Consider the following 17,012-nt stretch of genomic DNA (forward strand, 5'->3'; position numbering starts at 1 on the left):
TCCCGTACCAATCCATCAGGTCGGGATTAGCTTAGCGTCCTGTCCAGAAAACCGGCACCACCTCAGCGTGCTGCTTGCGGACCGGGAGGGGGAAATCGAAGGCTGCGTAGCGATGCGCCAAGTCACACACGAGATATGCGAGATGAAACGACTATATGTTCGTCCCCAGGCTCAGGGACGGCATCTTGGTCGCGCGCTCGCTGAACGTCTGATCGAGGAAGCTCGCACTGTGGGCTACAGCGAAATGAGGCTCGATGTGCAAGCGAAGTTCGTCCCCGCGCGCAAGCTGTATGAGACTCTTGGTTTCGTCGCGGCGGAGCCGATTTCCTTCAACCCGGTTCCCGGCGCATCCTTTCTTGGACTTCACCTGTAGTCGAGTCCGTAGCTATCGACCAGAAAGTGACAAAGGCGGATCAGTCGATATGTTTGCATGTGGACATGAACGCTTGTCCACATAAGGGATCAGCGCAGTGGCTTGCGTTCGTGCCGTTTCTTGCAGAAGCCTAGGAAAGCGGCGCGGGGGCTTTTCAGCTCGGGCTTGCCCATGTCGTGCCACCACGACACCCATTCGTCATAAAGCGCATACACGTCATAGCCTGGCGCGGCCGTCTTGGCGTCGTGCATGGTTTCCGGGTCGATATAGGGCGCATCGTCGCCGGCGTTGGCGAGCGGATCGGGCTTGGACTTGAGGCCCGAGCGGTTGCGGAACAGGATCACGTCATCATTCATCGTCACCGCATAGTCGGGGAAATGGCCGTGGTCCGCGTCATGCTCGCAGACCTTCTTGACCAAGGCCCGGAACACCCGGAGCGGGCTGTTCGAGCCGCATTTCTTTTGCAGCAGCTCCAGGCCGATCTTCCATTCGTCCTTCACGCCGCAATGCTTGCGGGCCAGCTCATACATGCGCCGCTCGAACGGCTTGCGGAGCCGGAAATAGTCGCGGTGAAGCGTCAGAACATTCTTGCTGATGACCGAGCGATAAACCCAATCCGACAGGGTGATTTCCAGATCGAGCATACGGCCGTCGAACGTCTTGCGTGTGATTCTGGCTTCTTCGATCAGCCCGAAAATCCGCGTTTCCTCGACACCGCCCGTCTGGATATTGGTCCGCACCGTGGTCCCGCGCAGGCGGGTGAGGGCGTCGGCCATCAGCCGATAGCCTTCGCCGCTGGTTTGCCGGTTGGTGGCGACGAGCATGTCATAGGCTTGCAGGCGCACCGTGCGGCTAGGTTGCTGGCCCTGATTCATCTTCGCGACGAGCTGCGAAATACAGTAGATCAATATGTCCTTGTCGTGGATCGTCGCCAGCCCCTTGCCCGAGGGGATAATCTCGATAACGTTGCCGTTATGCTCATAGCGCCGCATCCGGTTGTCGGGCTTGGTCGAGAGCGAGAAAACCGGATGCTCCATCGAGGCCATGTCGTCCTTGGGGATGGCGTCGAGAACATCGCAGATGAACAGGTCTTGGTTAGGGTGCCGCACCGGCAGCAGCGGCGTGCGATCGTCGCCGTCCACGGCCATGGACGGCGCGGCGATCGGCGCGTCAAACAGGGAAGGGGCGGAGTCTATCGTCATTTCACTAACGCCACAGCTACTATCGTCATTTCACATACGCAAGCGGATTATCGTCATTTCAGATTCACCCCCGCGCTATCGTCATTCCGATTACGCTTGGAGGGGGCGGGCCTATCGTCAGAGTGGATTCACCCTATCGTCACTCTGGATTCGCTTTTTCGTCAGAGCGGATTCACCGCGCGTCACAAAAACGCCAATTAATACATTATTTTCAACGCACTATAAAACCGCCCAAATCCCGTAACACGACTCTAAACCCATATATTAACACTAGGGCGAGGCTGTGGATAACTTTAGGCTGCCCCGCTTGATGCGACGTTGAAAGGAAGAAAAGCACCGCCTCTTGGGGCTCCGCCCCGCCGGCTCGCGGCCTTCGGCCGCCCCGGATCGCTATGCGATCCTCCCACCCGGCATCCCCAAAATGAGCCGGCTTCGCCGGCACGCTTTTGTTAATTTGGGGTGTGGTGTAACCGTCACACCCCTATCGCCAGCGCATCATTGAACCCAGCCGCCGAAAATGGCTTTCCAGAAAAGCCAAGCGGATATGTGGGCGTTCTGATCGAGAGGGTAGAGGAGGCGGAAACGTCCCCACAGGGGGCGATTTCCGGCCCGCCCGGCCTCATTCCGGGCGTAGGTCAGGGTTTTCGGCGTCGGAACCGCCTATGGCGCTCTACGGGCTTCCCAGGGCCGCCCGATTTTTCCGGCGCGAGATCCACGCACCGTTTAAACGGCCTCACGCCTTGTCGAAGCGGCCCGCGAACTCGCGATCGGCATAGTATTTGAGCTTGGCGGCGACGATCGGCCGTTGCCCCGCGAGGAACAGGAGCTGGTAATCCTCGCGCAGCGTGCGGACTTCATCGGGGGTGAGCAGCGGGCGAGCGACATGCTGCGCGCCGAACGATATGCCGGTTTCGTCGCTGTCGATCGCGCGGCTCATGGTCTCGAACACGACCGTCTCCTGGCCGAGCAGATCGGAGACGAGCTTGGCACTGTCGTGATCGTTGACCCCGAATATCTGCAAGACGCCAGCGTTGGACAAGAAGGTGCCGGCACGGCGCTCGTAGAGCGCGCGGAGCTGGTGAACGTCTTGCAGGATCGGCCAGAGCTGGATGCCGTAGCCGGCCATGAGGCCCATAGCGCGCTCGACGGGTTCGAGGCGGCCGAGGGCGGCGAACTCATCGAGCAGGAACAGGACGGGGCGGGCGGGGGAGGCCGGCGCGCGCGCCAGATCGGTCAACCCTTGCGCCAGCATCAGGCGCAGCCACCGGGCATAGGTGGCGAGCCGATCGGGCGGCAGCACCAGATAGACGGTTGTGGGCTGCGTCTTCACATCGGCGAAGGTGAAATCCGAGCGGCCCAGCACGGCCGACATGCGCGGGGAATCGAGAAAATGGGTATGGCGCTGCGCGGCCGACAGCACGCCGGCCGCTTCGCGGTCGGACTTGCCCAGGTGGCGGTTGGCGGCACGCGCGATCAGGCCCCGCGCCTGCGTGCTGCGCGACATTTCCCGCAGCATCCTTTGGGAATTATCAGGCGCGAAGGTGAGGCAGTCGCGCAGGGCTTCCAGCGTGTAGTCCTGGCCTTGCGCTTGCGGGTCACAGGCCACCCACAAGAGGATACCGGCGATCAGCGCCTTGGCTTCCTCGTTCCAATGCGCCTCGCCAGCTTCGCCGGGAGCGTCATAGACCAGCGCGTCGGCCAGCGTCATGGCGTCGTCGGCGAGATCGAGGCCGGCAGGGTCGAGGCGATCGAGCGGGTTGAACGCGGCTGAGGGGATGCCCGTCACCCCGAAGGGATCGAGGACATGGACCGGGCCGAACTTCGCGCGATAGCGGGCGGTGATGCGGGCATTCTCGCCCTTGGGGTCGATGCAGATGACCGAACCGGGATAGTCGAGCAGATTGGGAATGATGGTCCCCACGCCCTTGCCGGTGCGCGTCGGCGCGATCGTCAGCAGATGGGCGGGACCGGCGTAGCGCAGCAGCTTGCCCGATTTGCGATCACGGCCGATCAGCAGGTCTTCGCCATTTTGGGCGAGCGGGCGCGTCTCGCGATCGGTGGCGAAGCGGGCCGAACCGTGGGTGTCATCGCCGGCAGGACCGCCATAGCGCAGGATCAGCGGTTGGAAGAGGGCGCGCAGCGTGACGAGGATGATGACCAGGCTCGTCAGCATCATTACGATTTGGTAGATGTTGGAATCGCGGGGCAGGCCGAGCAGCTTGCCGAGGATCAGCGGCACGCCGAGGCCCAGCACCAGGCCGGTGATGAGGAACAGGACCACCACGCCGAACAGGTGGCGGATCAGCGCGACCGGACTGGTGACGAGGGCCGTGATCGCCCATATCGGCTGTTCGCGCGCGATACGGGCGAGGTTGCGAAGCGCACGGCCGAGCTGGCGGAACCATTCCATCGCCGCTTACCCGTCCGCCCGGATCGTCGCCGGCGAGATCGCTAGCGCCGGGTCGGCGTCGGGATGATCGAGCAGCTTGAGAACGATCGCGGTGGCTAGGGGAGGGGGGACAGCTTCTGCGCGCAGCATGTCGAACAGGGCGTGTTCGTCGGCGTCGAGGTCCATGCCTTCGATCGCGAGATTGGCGCGGGCTTCGGCATCGCCTTCGCGCCACAGAGCGATTTCGGCGGGGGTGCCGCGGACATAATCGAGCGCGCGGACCTCTGCCCGGATCGCTTCGACATCGAGCCTGGTCATGGTGCGTCACTCCCTTCCGCTTCCGCGTCGAACGCGCGTTTGCCGCGCCGCTTCCACAGCGTCAGCATGTTGTCGGCATCCTCGCCCTGGGCGCGCGCGGCGAGATCGAGCATCGCGCCGTAGAGGGTCGCGCGATCATCGTCGGTCAGATCGACGAGGCCGGCTTTGTGGACGAGGCCGCCCAGCTCGATCAGGTGGCGGGTGCGTTCCCTGCGTTGCACAACCCATCCTCTCGTATCGGCGCGGCGCGCGGCGGCTTCAACCCTGCGCCTCGCCTGTGCCAGTTTCGTTTCCGCTTTCCGCGTTGCCAGCAGCGCGTCGCGAACCCTTGCGCCCGCGTCCTTGAAAGAAGGCCGCGCCTTTCGAGCGCCACGCCTCCTTTTCTTCCGTGCTGGCGGATGCGACGGCAGCGAGCAGCGCGCCCGCCAGCACATCGAGATCGAGCGCATCGGCCCCGGTGGTGGTGACGAGTTCGCCGAGCTGCTGGACCTTCCTGGCCTTCAATGTCCTGGCCTTGTCGCCGAGCGCTTTCAGCTCCGCGTCATAGTCCCGCACCTTGCGCATCATCCTCTCCCTCGCGCCCATCAACAGGAACCGCAGCGTAGCATGATCGGCGTGATAGGGTAGCGCGTCCGGCAGAAAATACGGCGAAGTCAATCATGCGAACGGCAGAGAGTGTGAGTCCGCGCTTATACGTCGTTGCCGACGTGCGCTCAGAAGTGCAATAAGCAGGGTGTCATGGCGATCTACCATTTCTCGGCCAAGGTTGTGAGTCGCGCCAACGGATCGAGCGCGGTTGCAAGCGCGGCCTATCGTGCAGCGGAACGGCTGCACGATGATCGACTCGGGCGCGACCATGATTTCTCGAATAAGGCAGGCGTCGTCCATTCGGAAATCATACTGCCCGAAGGCGCACCGGAGCGTTTAAACGACCGCGCTTGCCTGTGGAATGAAGTCGAGGCCGGCGAGAAGCGCAAGGACGCGCAGTTGGCGCGCGAAGTCGAGTTCGCGATCCCGCGCGAGATGAACACGGCTCAGGGCGTGAGCCTCGCCCGCGATTTCGTCGAAAAGCAGTTTGTCGATCGGGGCATGGTCGCGGACCTCAATGTGCATTGGGACAGGGGCAAGGACGGCGAGCCCAAGCCGCACGCGCATGTCATGCTGTCGATGCGCGAGGTTGGCCCCGAGGGCTTCGGGCAGAAGGTGCGCGAGTGGAACAGCAATGCGCTCCTGAAGGAGTGGCGCGAGGCGTGGGCCGATCATGTCAACGAGCGGTTGGCCCAGCTGGATATTGATGCCCGCATAGATCATCGCACGTTGGAGGCGCAGGGCATTGACCTTGAGCCGCAACACAAGATCGGACCGGCTGCGTCGCGGATGCCCGAACAAGGGCTTGAGGCCGAGCGGGCCGAGGACCATGCCCGGATCGCGCGCGAGAATGGCGAGAAGATCATTGCGCGGCCCGAGATCGCGCTGGACGCGATCACCCGGCAGCAGGCGACGTTCACGCGGCGCGACCTGGCGCAGTTCGCGTTCCGGCACAGCGACGGCAAGGATCAGTTCGACCAGGTGATGAGCGCGGTGCGGACCTCGCCCGAGCTGGTGGGGCTGGGCAAGGACGGGCGCGGCGAGGACCGCTTTACCTCCCGCGATATGATCGACACCGAGCAGCGGTTGGAACACGCCGCCGATCGTCTTGCCGACAAGGCGAGGCATGGTCTCCCGGCAGCGTCGCTGCAAAGGGGGCTGGACGCCGCCGGGAGTGAGGGCCTGGTGCTCGGGGGAGAGCAGCAAGCTGCGCTGGCGCATATAACCGGCGAGAAGGATATTGCCATCGTGGTCGGCTACGCCGGCACCGGCAAATCCGCCATGCTGGGGGTCGCGCGCGACGAATGGGAGCGCGCTGGCTACCAGGTGCGCGGCGCGGCGCTGTCGGGGATCGCGGCGGAGAGCCTGGAAGGCGGATCGGGCATCGCCTCGCGCACGATCGCCAGTCTCGAATATCAGTGGGACCAGGGCCGGGAGCTGCTAGGTCCGCGCGACGTGCTGGTGATCGACGAGGCCGGCATGATCGGCACGCGCCAGATGGAGCGGGTGCTGTCGGCGGCCGAGCGGGCGGGCGCGAAGGTGGTGCTGGTCGGCGATCCTGAGCAGTTGCAGGCGATCGAGGCGGGCGCGGCGTTTCGCGCGCTGGCCGAGCGGCATGGGGCGGCCGAGATCAGCGAGGTTCGCCGGCAGCATGAGGACTGGCAGAAAGACGCCACGCGGGCGCTGGCGACGGGCAGGACCGGCAAGGCCGTCCATGCCTATGAGGCGCATGGCATGGTGCAGGCGGCGGACACGCGCGAGCAGGCCCGGGCCGAGCTGGTCGACCGATGGGACGCGCAGCGCAGCGCCGATCCGGACAAGACCCGGATCATCCTCACCCATACCAATGCGGAGGTGCGTGACCTGAACCTGGCCGCGCGCGATCGGCTGCGCGCGTCGGGCGAATTGGGCGACGACGTGCGCGTGTCGGCCGAGCGCGGCGCGCGGGAGTTCGCCAGCGGCGACCGCATCATGTTCCTCAAGAACGAGCGCGGGCTTGGCGTGAAGAACGGTTTGCTGGGCAAGGTCGAGCGGGTGTCGCCCGACAGCATGGCGGTGCGGCTCGACGATGGCCGATCGGTGGCGTTCGACCTCAAGGACTATGCCCATGTCGATCATGGCTATGCTGCCACCATCCACAAATCGCAGGGGGTGACTGTCGATCAGGCGCATGTGCTGGCGACGCCGGGGATGGACCGCCATTCGGCCTATGTGGCGCTGTCGCGGCATCGCGAGGGCGTGCAGCTCCATTATGGCCGCGACGACTTCGCCGACACCGGCAAGCTTGTCCGCACGCTGGGCCGCGAGCGGGCGAAGGATATGGCGTCCGACTATCCGATGTTCCGCGACCGCGACGCCGAGGCGCAATCGTTCGCCGATCGGCGCGGGCTGTCGGGTGAGATCCGCGTTGCGGATGCGCCCGAGCGGAAGGGCGTGGAGATCCTCGCGCCGAGCGCGGGAACTTCACGCCAGATGGGCGACGACCGCGGCGCTGGCGAGGCGAAGGCCGCGGGCGAGGGGCGGCCGCGGCGGGGTATGTTCGACAATTTCCGGCCCGCACCCGAGCGGCCAGCGCCGGCGACCAATCGCGGCCAGGGCGAGAGGCCCAAGCGCGGCATGTTCGACGGGTTGAAGCTGTCGGCCGAGCCGGCGAAGGGCGCGGAGCGCACGCCGGCGTTGCCGGATCGCGGCCAGGATCGGACATTCGCGCGCGCGGTCGAGCGGACCTCGCGTTCGGCCGAGGCGATGTTGCAGGCCCGCGCATCGGGCGGGCCGGTGTTGGAACATCAGAAAGTCGCGCTCGAGCGCGCGACCGAGGCGCTTGACCAGATCAGGCCAGGAGCTTCGCGCGACCTCGCATCGGCGATGCAGCGCGATCCGGCCTTGCTGCGCGACGCGGCGGCGGGACGCAGCGGCCCGATGATCGAAGCGATGGCGCAGGAAGCTCGCGTGCGCACCGATCCGAACTTGCGCGCCGATCGGTTTGTGGAACGCTGGCAACAGCTCTCCCAGGACCGAGACCGCCTCTATCGCGCCGGCGACATGACGGGCCGCGAGAAGGCGGGCAAGGAAATGGCGGGCATGGCGAAAAGCCTTGAGCGCGATCCACAGGTGGAATCGATCCTGCGTAATCGCACCCGCGAGCTGGGGCTTGAGATCGGCATGGAGCGCAGCCCGCAGATGGGCGGCGGCGAGCTGGGCCGCCAGTTGACGCATGAGCTGGGAATCGGCCGCGACCGTGGACTTAGCCGGTAGGGAGAGAAACAAACATGGACGAGGACGAGTATCGCGAACCCCATGCCGGCGACGATCCAGTGGCCGCGTTCGAGCGGTTGCGCGGCGAGGTGTCGTTGCTGCGTCATGCGGTCGAAGGGCTGACCGCCGCGCGCGAGTCCATCGACATTCCCGATTATCAGCCGACGCTTGAGCGTACCGAAAAGGTGCTGGGGGTTCTGGCCCAGCAGATCGCCGCGATGCGGAAAAGCCCTGCCCTGTCGATGGACCCGGCGCATATGGCGGGCGAGATCGCGACGGCGGCGATCGGCGCGCGCCGCGAGGACCAGCGTCTTATCACCGAGGCGCGCACGGCGCTGGACCAGGCCGCGCGTGAGATCGGGAGCCGGCTTGCTTCCGCGCGGCGCGGCGACGAGCAGAATCGCTGGCTATATCTGTTCGGCGGTGGCGGCCTGGTGCTGGGGCTGTTGTTCTATGCCGCGTTGGCGGGGCCGATCGCGCGTCTGACGCCCGATAGCTGGCTATGGCCTGAAGGCGTGGCGACGCGCGTTTTGGACGCGCCGACGCAATGGGAGGGGGGGCAGCGGTTGATGCGGGCCGCTGCGCCGGAGCGCTGGGAGGCGATCGTCGCGACCGACAAGCTGTTGCGCGACAATCGCGAGACGATCGAGACGTGCCGCAAGTCGGCGACGAAGGCAAAGAAGCCGGTGCGCTGCACGATCGAGGTCAAGCCGGCGACAGAATAAGGGTGGATTCCGAGCATGATCGGGGTTGCGCGGGGCGGTAATGTCACGGTACAGGGCCGACCCCGCAGCGCAGGCACTTCGATGCCGCTCATAGGTGCACTCCCGGCAGCCGGGCCGACGAGGGAAAAAGCGCCGTCAGGCGCCAGCGTAGGGGCATCAGCGTGGCAAAGGTGAGCCCCCATACCCAAGCTGCCAGCGCGAGCGGCAAGGGTGTCGTGCGCGATTGTCCTTTGATTTAGCGAGAGAAGGCGCGCTGCACAATTAAAATGCCCCGTATGTAGTGAGTCCCATCTCGTCAACTGCCAATGATTAGACCTCTGGTCGCGCATCGTCTGGCAGGCTTGGACGAATCCTATAAGGATCGGCGCACGGCTTTACGATGAAGCAATCATTCCTAAGCGTCGTTAACCATCCTCTAACGCATGCGATGCGATTATACAGCTATGCTAGAGGTCGCACCGGGGTGAACATGAGCAGCATCTTCAACGACGTCATGGCCGTGCGAAGCGCCATCCTCGACAGGAATGCGGCGCTTCGAAATGTAGCAAGCAGCGCGGGTTCTGTTGGTAGCCCCGGGGGTGCGGGAGCAAAATTCGAAGCAGCGATGGATACCGTGCTTGGAAAGGCGGACGGTGCAGACTCGGTCGTAGGTCCAGGTTCGACCCAAGGGATCTCGGCTGCCGGGCGCGCGGAACCAGGTGGCTTTACCTCTACACTGCAAACACAGCTTCAAAAGATCAATGAAATCAACGCTCGCGCCGGAAAGTTGACGGTTGCCTATGAACGCGGCGAAGAGGTCGATATTGCAAAGGTAATGCTCGCGCGGCAGGAGTCGTCGATCGCGTTCGAGGCGACGTTGCAAGTTCGCAATAAGTTGCTTTCCGCGTATAAGGACATCATGAGCATGCCAGTCTAGCGAAAACCTTGTCGATCATATCATTGTAAGGAAGTCAGATACGAGCATCCCACCGTATCAGCTATGATGGGTTCAGATCGGCATCGAAGGGTATTCTGTTATGAGAAGATCGAGGGCGATTATCACAGCCATGTTTCTGTTACCTCTGGCCGTAACGGCTTGTGGCAGCAGCGAGGAAACGTCGGACATCTCCGAGGATCAGATGAACCATTATGCTGGCATACCGGAGCACGATCACCCGACGAATTCTACAAATGCGACACCGCAGTCGGCTACGCCGAATCCAGCGAAGAAGCAGTAGCGGCCATATTGCCGACCCCTGAAGCTGGATCCGGGCGCAATGTGATCTTGACCGATCAGGAGCCTTTCGGCTTGCGAGCGCTACTGTGCATGCTGATGATCTTCCAGCTGCTCCCCGAGCGCGTTAAGACGCTGGTTGCGACGCCAATACGTTCGGCAACAGCCCCGTTCTTCGGCTCGATCCGATAGCGGTAGGTCTCGGTGGCAAGTGCGACCGGACCCTCAAAGCGAACCTTCACCTTGTAGTCGGAAAATGTAAACGACTTGAAGGCTGCCAGCTCTGGCCCAAGATGATGGGCGAGGTATGTCGCGTAGGTTCCCTCCGAGCCACCCGTTTCGAATATCTGGGAGTCGGCCGCGAAGAGTCGCTCTGTTCCTTTCGCATCGAGCTTTTCAATCGCCGCCTTGTACTGCGACAGTACTGCCTCCACGGCCTTCGTATCCGCGAAGCGCGATGCAGGCTGGGCGGCGACCGCGATCGGCATCGCCAGTGCTGTGGCCATTGCCACCCTAAACGCCAAAATCATGTTTCCCCCTTCAAAATGCCAGATGGTTGAGGCCGCCATGCATGAAGGCGCGCCCCAGGAACCCTTGTACCGATATCGCCAGCGTCATCAAACCGAGCAAACCCCCAATACACCGCGCACGATCGGTCGGGCGCGGTGCGGTGCACTGTGGCCAGTTAGGCGAGGCCTATTCCAAATGTCGCGATCGAGGTGCCGAGCCAGCGGCGGCGGGAAGCTTTTGGTGCTGCTACTCTAGGTCCGCTGGCGGGGCCGATCGCGCACCTTGCACCGGCGAGCTGGCAAATGGCCCGAGCGCATGGCGGCGCGCGTGCTGGATGAACCCACCCTTTGGGATGCCGGCCAGCATCTGATGGTCAGCGCATCGCAGCCGAGCTGGGAGGTGATAGTCACGGCCGACAGGGTCTTGCGCGACAATCGCGAGACGATCAAGGGATGCCGCAAAGCCGCTGTGAAGGCGAAGCAGGCGGTGCGCTGCACGATCCAGAAAAAGGCGGCGGAATAGCTACGGACGCCTCCCGGCTCAGCCGCAAGAGGTGATGGTCTCCGTCATGGACTCGCATCGGTGCTAGTGAGCCGATGCCCTGCCCCGATCGCCGCGACGGTTCCAGGCGAACCCGATCGCGATAGCCACCGCCATCAGGAGCTGCGCCAGCACGGATTGCCATGTAGGGAACAGGCCAAGTATTGAGAGCCTGGGCACATCGCGAAGCGGCGCTATGGCAATGATGCCCGCCTCTTGGAGAGCGGAAACCCCCTTGCCCGCGAGCACGACCGTCAGGATCGCCATCAGCCAGGAGCTGTAGCGGAAGAACTGCGTGATCGGCAGCGTGCGGCTGTAGCGAAGCATGGCCCAGGCGATCACCGCAAGCAGGAGAACGGCCGAGCCCGCCCCGGCCAGCAGCACGGGACCGTTTCCTTGCGACCAGAGCGCCGCGTAGAACAGGATTGTCTCAAAGACCTCCCGATAGACCACCACGAACGCCAGCCCGAACAGGAACCAGCCCGATCCTCCGGTGAGCGCCCGTGACATTTTTTCCCGGATATAGCGTTGCCACTGATCGGCTTGCGCCTTGCCGTGCATCCATATTCCAACCGAGAGCAGCACGACCGCAGCGAACAGCGACCCAAACCCTTCGGTCAGCTCCCGGCTCGCGCCGCTGATCCCGATTGCATAGGTGGCCACCACCCAGGTGATCCCCCCGGCAACGAGCGCGCTGATCCAACCGCCATGCACGTATCGCAGCGCCTCTCCTCGCTCCGCCTTGCGAAGGAACGCGATCATGGCGACGACGATGAGCAAGGCTTCGAGCCCCTCGCGCAGCAAGATCGTGAATGCGCCCAGGAACGTGGACGCTTCCGTGGCGGCATCAGGCGCCAGCGCCGCTTCCGCATCGTCGAACAGCCCGTCGAGCACTGACACCTTTTCCGCGAGCTCGTTGGGCGAGGCACCGCGGTCGATCGCGGCGCGAAACTCGCCCATCGCGCCTTCGATCCGGCCCATCAGCGCCGCGTCGCGCGCGGTGAGCGTTGGTTCGACCGGCTCGAACCCGTCGAGATAAGCCGACAAGGCCAGCTCCCTCGCCCCGCGCGCATCGCCACGCCGCGCTGCCGCTAGGCTTTGGGCGAGCTTGGCGCGCGCAACCGCAAGCGAGCCAGGCGCGTGTTGCATCACCTGATCGGGATGGCGGCGGAGATAGGCCATGACCGCATCGGCCTTCGCTTCGCCAATCGAGGTGGCGAGCGCGGCCGGGGTGAGCGCGACGAGGGTTTTCAGGTCCGGTATGCGCTGGCGAAGCGCCGGGTTTGACTTCCACAGCCGCTCGCCTTCGCGCGCCTGTTCGTCGGTGAAGGCGAAGCTCCCGGCGCGGAAGGCGAGCGCCCAGCGCTGATCGTTCGCCACATCGGCGAAGCTCTGCATCCCTGTCCCGTCGATCCCTTGCGTCACCACCTGATAGAGCGCGAACACGCTTCGCTGGCGGGCGCGCTCGGCATCAGTGAACGCGATCGGCGGCGGATCGAGCTTGGCGGCGTCGGGGCCATGCCCGTCGCCCGTCATGCCGTGGCAGGACGCGCAGGATTGTCGAAACAGCGCATCGGCCGAGGCGAGGTCCGGAGCCTTGTCGGGCGCGAGCGGCACTGGATAGGCGCGCAGCAGATCAGCCGCCAGCCCGTGCGCGGTGGTCGCCACCTGTTCAGCCGATGCCTTGCGCGCGATCATCCCTTGCAGGTTGTCGGCTCCTTGAACCAGCGCCGGCCGTTCCGGCTTCGCCGGCAGATCGCGCAGCCGCGTCGTAACGGACGCGGAGAACTCGTTCATCTCGGCATACTCGGCCGCGCTCTTGACCCGGCCCTCGGCAACCGCACCGCCATAATCGACGGCGATATAGTCGAGCAGCCGCCATGCGGTTTGCACGTCGCCGGGTTCGGCCATTGTCGCGGCCGGGATGAACAGCGCGGTGAGCGTGATGGCAAGCCGCAGGAGGACAAGTTTGAGACGCGTCACTTCATATTATCTTTGTCTCGATGCGATGCAGCTTAGCCGCAGGCCACCAACGATCCTGCGAAGGAATCGCATTAGCATGCTGGACCGTACCGGAACAGTGTCGATGCTCGCTTAAAGCTGTAGCCGCGGTCCACCGCCCCCGTCATCACCCCCGCCGCCTGAATGACCGCCCGGATAGAACTCGGTACCTGGACTGCGCCATGCTGTGCCCCTCCTCTCTGGAGGCGAGTAAGGCCTCAAATTACGTATTTGTCCCAGCTCGCATAATGTTCGGGGCTGCGCTTGCCGCGCGGCAGGCTGAGCCCGATGAGCGCGATTCCCACGACCACCGACACGATCGCCCCAAGGGGGCCGGCCCCTGTCAGCAGGAACGGGGCAGCGACGAGCCATGCCCCGAACGCGACATTGATGAAGCGCAGCGCGCGAGCGACCTCCGCGGTGGCGATGATCGCCACGGTGATGACCAGCGCGCCGACGACATGGTCGCTGTTCGCCATCTCGCCTTCGTTCCCCAGGATCACCCGCGTCAGCATCAGGAAGGCGCCGAGCACGATACTGGCCGCCAGCGTCCACGGCAGCGTCAGCCCGCGCTTCGCATCCGCCCAGAAGGTAGAAGGCGAGGCCATCACGTCGGATGCGTCCTCGGCCCCCGCCTCGACCGCGTCGCCCTGGAAGAAGGTGCGGATCAGCGGCTTGCCGCGGCGCTTCGCCCAGGCGAGGAACTGGCCCATGGCAATGACCTCGTCCAATGCGAACGGGATCATGATCAGCATGGCGAGCGCGGCGATCAGCGCCAGCGTGCTCCACGTGCCGATGACGATCGGCTGGCTGATGATGAAATAGATGCTGACGACGCCGAGCGGAATGACGAGAATGCCGAAGAAGGTCACCATCCACGGCATGGTCCGCCAGCGGTCGCGGGTGCCCATCACCGCCATAAGAATTTCGAGCACGTAGCTGACTGTACCAAGACCGCCGTCGGGGATCGGCCAAGCCTTCGACATGTCGGATGTAATGATCTCCTCGGTCCCATTACGCGGGTCGGCCAGCGATCCAGCAAAGAACGGCTCCCACACAGTATCGATGTGGCCTAACTGGTAGGCCGTCAGGATACGCGAGGTCAGAAGCCCAATCAGCGCCATGGCGACGATCGGCAGCCGCTGCGCGTCCGTCGATGGCGAATAGGTCCAGCCAGGCGGGATGTTCTTGGGGTCCATCATGCCCGCCATGCTCATGCCCGGCATCATGGGGACCAGCACCGACAACGCGATCACGGCCGAGCCGATGAGCAGGTTGTTGTTGTACTGCGCGGCGCTCGGGCTCCAGAAGATCAGCGGCGCGAAGAACAGCCAGATGCCGATGAACGCGACAGCCCACTGCGCCCATGTCTTGGTGCGCGGGGCGAGCGACAGCGCGCCGAACAGCGCGATGGCGAGCCCGCTGACGACATCGCTGATAGCCAGTGCGCTGGCCCGCCATTCGATCGAAGGCAGCCCGCGATCGACGGTTACGAAACGCGCGGCTTCGCCGACGCTCTGCGTGGTCATGGAATCATAGATGAGCGGGCTGGAGGCGAGCCACAGACCGAGACCGATGTTGGCGTAAAGCGCCCAGCGTGCACGGCGCTCATCGCGGTCCATCAAGGCCATGTGATCGCCGTGCCCGCCGTGGTCCGACATGGCCGCGACCGCGGCGCCGGACCCGTGCCCCATCGCCGCGTGGTCCATTTTGCTGTGATCCATCCCGCCGTGATCTATGCCGCCCGTTCCGGCGGCCGCTGCGGGCTGGTGGTGGCCAGACCCCGCAAGCTCGGCCTCTGGCTCTTCATCCCACGCGACCAGGTTCTCGTTGAGCTTGTTGTTCCGGTACCAGGCCCGCGGATGCCGCTTGAGCGCAGCGACGATCGCCGGGAGCGTGTCGCGAAGGCTGTGCTTCGGTTCCCACCCGAGCAGCGACCGTGCGCGCGAGATGTCGAGGATATAGTGGTCGTTGCTGCTGTCGATCATCCAGGGCTGGATAAAGTCGTCGCTGCCGAGCGCTTCGTTCTGCAGGATGATCCCGGCCTTCGCGAGCGGCTGCGGGATGCGGATCGTCTTCCAGCCCTCGCCGTGGAGCGCCTCCCCGACGATGTCCTGGATCTCGGCATAGCCGGGCGGGTCGGGTTCGCCGACGAGCAGCGGCAGTTCTGACGGCAAGTCGTGCCGCCGATCGACGAGGCGCACCACGGCGTCGGCCAAGTCCTCGCGGTGCACCGATGACTGTGCCGCGCACAGCATGCCGGGATAGAAATGCGAGATCAGGCGGTGCTCGTAGATCTGCGATATCTGCTGCGCGAGAAACGCCGAGCGCCCGTCGTCGTCGTAAACTCCTGCGGCGCGGAGGAAGACGACGGGGATGTTCCCGTGGCGCTCATGCAGCAATGCCTCGGTGTCGACCTTGGACTGCGGATACGCCCAGGACGCACCGATTGGCGACTCCTCGCTGATGCGCTCCTCCGGAGTGGCGGTCGGCTTATGGACCAGCATCGTGCTGGCGAAGACGAATTGCTCGACCTCGAACGATTGCAGCCCGTCAATCAGCCGGCGGGTGCCCTGGACTGTCACCTTGTCATAGAGCGGGTTAGGCTTGCCGGTTATGTCGTAATAAGCGGCGAGGTGGATAACCGACGCGATGCGGGCGCCGTATCGTGCGCGCACCTCCTCGAGCGCGGCGCGGACCGCCTCGTCGGACCCGAGATCGATGGCGACCGCGGCCGCAGGAGGCGGCGGGTCCGGAGGACCGGCACGATCGAGTCCGACGACCGTGTAGCGTTCGCCGAGCCGGGCAATGAGCGCGGCGGCTATGAAACCGCTCGCACCCGTGATGAGGACGATCTCAGGAGCACCCTTGCCGCTCCCGGGCTCGCTGCGTTCGACGTCGGTCATGACTCTGCCACCCTCGTTCGTTCACCTTTGAATACATCAACAGACCCAGCAGAGCTAACCTCACCTACATGCCCGATGCGGGCGGTGCGAGGGTGCCGAGCCATGCTACGAGCGCCAAGATACCAATCACGCAGGTTGTCTCGACCGCCAGGCTGACCCGCAGCGTCATAAGCGCTCCGTCATGATCGTTCATGGCAATCGAGCGTTCGAAGGCCGGCGTGAGGCGGAACCGATTAAGCGACGCGAGTCCCAGCATCGCTGCGAACAAGACCAGCTTGGCGAGCAGCAGCAAGCCGTAGAGCGTCGTGCCCAAGGCCGTGAAATTGGCTGGGCCCACGAGCAGCCAGCTGTTGATCAAGCCGGTGATCACTAAAATGGCAACCACGAGCGTGCCCACCGCCCCGAAGCCGTGCAGCGCCCGATGGGTAAGCTGAAGGTGCGCGGCATCGATCGCCTCGGCGCGGCGCATCATCAGGAGAAGCAATCCGAACAGTGCGCCAACCCATATACCGCCTGCGAGGAGATGGAGAATGTCCGCGCCCAGGTGAAGCCATCCGGTGCTTCCCTCGTCCATGGCACCGTGCCCGTTCCACGCGAGTGTCGCCAACGCCGTAGCGGCGGCAATCATGGCCATCGCCAGCCATGATGCTCTGCCTCGCGCCAGTAGGACCGCGCCCCCGGCAATGACCAGCGCTACCATGCGCACCTTCCAGGCGGAGCCAACCGGTGGCCCTCCGAGCAAGGCAGCCACCGCGGCCTCGTCGACCGGCCAGAATGGAGATCCGGCCATCGACGAGGCCATGAGGATCAGGCCAGCGGCTGAAAGCAGCAACCCGAGCACAGCACTTCCCGAAAGCCAAGGCCGCAGAGCGATTGCATCCTCGCGCTCGCCGAGCCGAAGGCCATAGAGGCTGAACGCCGACAGGCCGAACAGCACCGCCAGGACGAGGTATAACGCCAAGCGGATGGCGACGGTCGGCCAGTCAATCATC

Annotated in this window: 14 protein-coding genes; 5 read left to right on the forward strand and 9 right to left on the reverse strand. The window is 64.4% G+C overall.

Annotated elements, in window-relative coordinates:
• Positions 1-25 precede the first annotated feature (25 nt).
• On the forward strand, positions 26-373 hold the full coding sequence (locus N6H05_RS27910) for a GNAT family N-acetyltransferase (RefSeq protein ID WP_349666234.1): 348 nt from the start codon (positions 26-28) through the stop codon (positions 371-373).
• Between the two features lie 89 nt (positions 374-462).
• Here the strand turns inward: N6H05_RS27910 and N6H05_RS27915 are convergent, their stop codons facing one another.
• The 5 genes from N6H05_RS27915 to N6H05_RS27935 all read right to left on the reverse strand — a co-directional run bounded on the left by N6H05_RS27915 (position 463) and on the right by N6H05_RS27935 (position 4,846).
• Entirely contained in the window at positions 463-1,575 is a 1,113-nt protein-coding gene (locus N6H05_RS27915) for a replication initiator protein A (RefSeq protein ID WP_062069515.1), read from the reverse strand.
• Between the two features lie 733 nt (positions 1,576-2,308).
• Positions 2,309-3,985 carry a type IV secretory system conjugative DNA transfer family protein gene (locus N6H05_RS27920; protein WP_066268898.1) on the reverse strand — a complete coding sequence of 559 codons (1,677 nt, stop codon included), beginning with the start codon at positions 3,983-3,985 and terminating at the stop codon, positions 2,309-2,311.
• Between the two features lie 6 nt (positions 3,986-3,991).
• Complete coding sequence (locus N6H05_RS27925; RefSeq protein WP_062346066.1) at positions 3,992-4,282, reverse strand: hypothetical protein; 291 nt, start codon at positions 4,280-4,282, stop codon at positions 3,992-3,994.
• On the reverse strand, positions 4,279-4,503 hold the full coding sequence (locus N6H05_RS27930; RefSeq protein ID WP_066268892.1) for a conjugal transfer protein TraD: 225 nt from the start codon (positions 4,501-4,503) through the stop codon (positions 4,279-4,281). The genes N6H05_RS27925 and N6H05_RS27930 overlap by 4 nt, the downstream gene beginning before the upstream one ends.
• Positions 4,504-4,540: 37 nt before the next feature.
• A complete protein-coding gene (locus N6H05_RS27935) occupies positions 4,541-4,846 on the reverse strand; it encodes a conjugal transfer protein TraD (protein WP_066268908.1) in 306 nt (101 codons plus the stop codon).
• Positions 4,847-5,020: 174 nt separating this feature from the next.
• Between N6H05_RS27935 and traA the strand changes: the two genes are divergently transcribed.
• The 3 genes from traA (at position 5,021) to fliE (ending at position 9,766) form a co-directional block, all read left to right on the forward strand.
• Positions 5,021-8,125 (forward strand): Ti-type conjugative transfer relaxase TraA, encoded by a 3,105-nt coding sequence (traA, locus tag N6H05_RS27940; protein ID WP_066268888.1) that lies wholly within the window; start codon positions 5,021-5,023, stop codon positions 8,123-8,125.
• A gap of 14 nt (positions 8,126-8,139) precedes the next feature.
• Positions 8,140-8,850, forward strand: coding sequence for a DUF6118 family protein (locus N6H05_RS27945; protein WP_066268885.1), 711 nt, complete (start codon positions 8,140-8,142; stop codon positions 8,848-8,850).
• Positions 8,851-9,319: 469 nt separating this feature from the next.
• A complete protein-coding gene (gene fliE / locus N6H05_RS27950) occupies positions 9,320-9,766 on the forward strand; it encodes a flagellar hook-basal body complex protein FliE (protein WP_251652458.1) in 447 nt (148 codons plus the stop codon).
• 356 nt (positions 9,767-10,122) lie between these two features.
• Here fliE and N6H05_RS27955 read toward each other — a convergent pair whose 3' ends face one another.
• A complete protein-coding gene (locus N6H05_RS27955) occupies positions 10,123-10,593 on the reverse strand; it encodes a YybH family protein (RefSeq protein ID WP_043150629.1) in 471 nt (156 codons plus the stop codon).
• A gap of 295 nt (positions 10,594-10,888) precedes the next feature.
• Between N6H05_RS27955 and N6H05_RS27960 the strand changes: the two genes are divergently transcribed.
• On the forward strand, positions 10,889-11,095 hold the full coding sequence (locus N6H05_RS27960; protein ID WP_051519908.1) for a DUF6118 family protein: 207 nt from the start codon (positions 10,889-10,891) through the stop codon (positions 11,093-11,095).
• A gap of 63 nt (positions 11,096-11,158) precedes the next feature.
• Here the strand turns inward: N6H05_RS27960 and N6H05_RS27965 are convergent, their stop codons facing one another.
• The 3 genes from N6H05_RS27965 to copD all read right to left on the reverse strand — a co-directional run bounded on the left by N6H05_RS27965 (position 11,159) and on the right by copD (position 17,011).
• Positions 11,159-13,096 (reverse strand): FTR1 family protein, encoded by a 1,938-nt coding sequence (locus N6H05_RS27965; RefSeq protein ID WP_066269063.1) that lies wholly within the window; start codon positions 13,094-13,096, stop codon positions 11,159-11,161.
• Positions 13,097-13,332: 236 nt separating this feature from the next.
• Entirely contained in the window at positions 13,333-16,020 is a 2,688-nt protein-coding gene (locus tag N6H05_RS27970; RefSeq protein ID WP_037475977.1) for a vitamin K epoxide reductase family protein, read from the reverse strand.
• 64 nt (positions 16,021-16,084) lie between these two features.
• A complete protein-coding gene (gene copD / locus N6H05_RS27975) occupies positions 16,085-17,011 on the reverse strand; it encodes a copper homeostasis membrane protein CopD (RefSeq protein WP_037475979.1) in 927 nt (308 codons plus the stop codon).
• Between the last annotated feature and the right edge of the window lies 1 nt (position 17,012).

Origin of the sequence: Sphingobium sp. WTD-1, from assembly GCF_030128825.1 — a bacterium.
Lineage (GTDB): Bacteria > Pseudomonadota > Alphaproteobacteria > Sphingomonadales > Sphingomonadaceae > Sphingobium.

Bases quoted from the DNA above. Each gene is read 5' to 3' on its own strand.
- N6H05_RS27915 (WP_062069515.1), bottom strand. From the start codon at position 1,575: ATGACGATAGACTCCGCCCCTTCCCTGTTTGACGCGCCGATCGCCGCG.
- N6H05_RS27920 (WP_066268898.1), bottom strand. From the start codon at position 3,985: ATGGAATGGTTCCGCCAGCTCGGCCGTGCGCTTCGCAACCTCGCCCGT.
- N6H05_RS27925 (WP_062346066.1), bottom strand. From the start codon at position 4,282: ATGACCAGGCTCGATGTCGAAGCGATCCGGGCAGAGGTCCGCGCGCTC.
- N6H05_RS27935 (WP_066268908.1), bottom strand. From the start codon at position 4,846: ATGCGCAAGGTGCGGGACTATGACGCGGAGCTGAAAGCGCTCGGCGAC.
- traA (WP_066268888.1), top strand. From the start codon at position 5,021: ATGGCGATCTACCATTTCTCGGCCAAGGTTGTGAGTCGCGCCAACGGA.
- N6H05_RS27945 (WP_066268885.1), top strand. From the start codon at position 8,140: ATGGACGAGGACGAGTATCGCGAACCCCATGCCGGCGACGATCCAGTG.
- fliE (WP_251652458.1), top strand. From the start codon at position 9,320: ATGAGCAGCATCTTCAACGACGTCATGGCCGTGCGAAGCGCCATCCTC.
- N6H05_RS27955 (WP_043150629.1), bottom strand. From the start codon at position 10,593: ATGATTTTGGCGTTTAGGGTGGCAATGGCCACAGCACTGGCGATGCCG.
- N6H05_RS27960 (WP_051519908.1), top strand. From the start codon at position 10,889: ATGGCGGCGCGCGTGCTGGATGAACCCACCCTTTGGGATGCCGGCCAG.
- N6H05_RS27970 (WP_037475977.1), bottom strand. From the start codon at position 16,020: ATGACCGACGTCGAACGCAGCGAGCCCGGGAGCGGCAAGGGTGCTCCT.
- copD (WP_037475979.1), bottom strand. From the start codon at position 17,011: ATGATTGACTGGCCGACCGTCGCCATCCGCTTGGCGTTATACCTCGTC.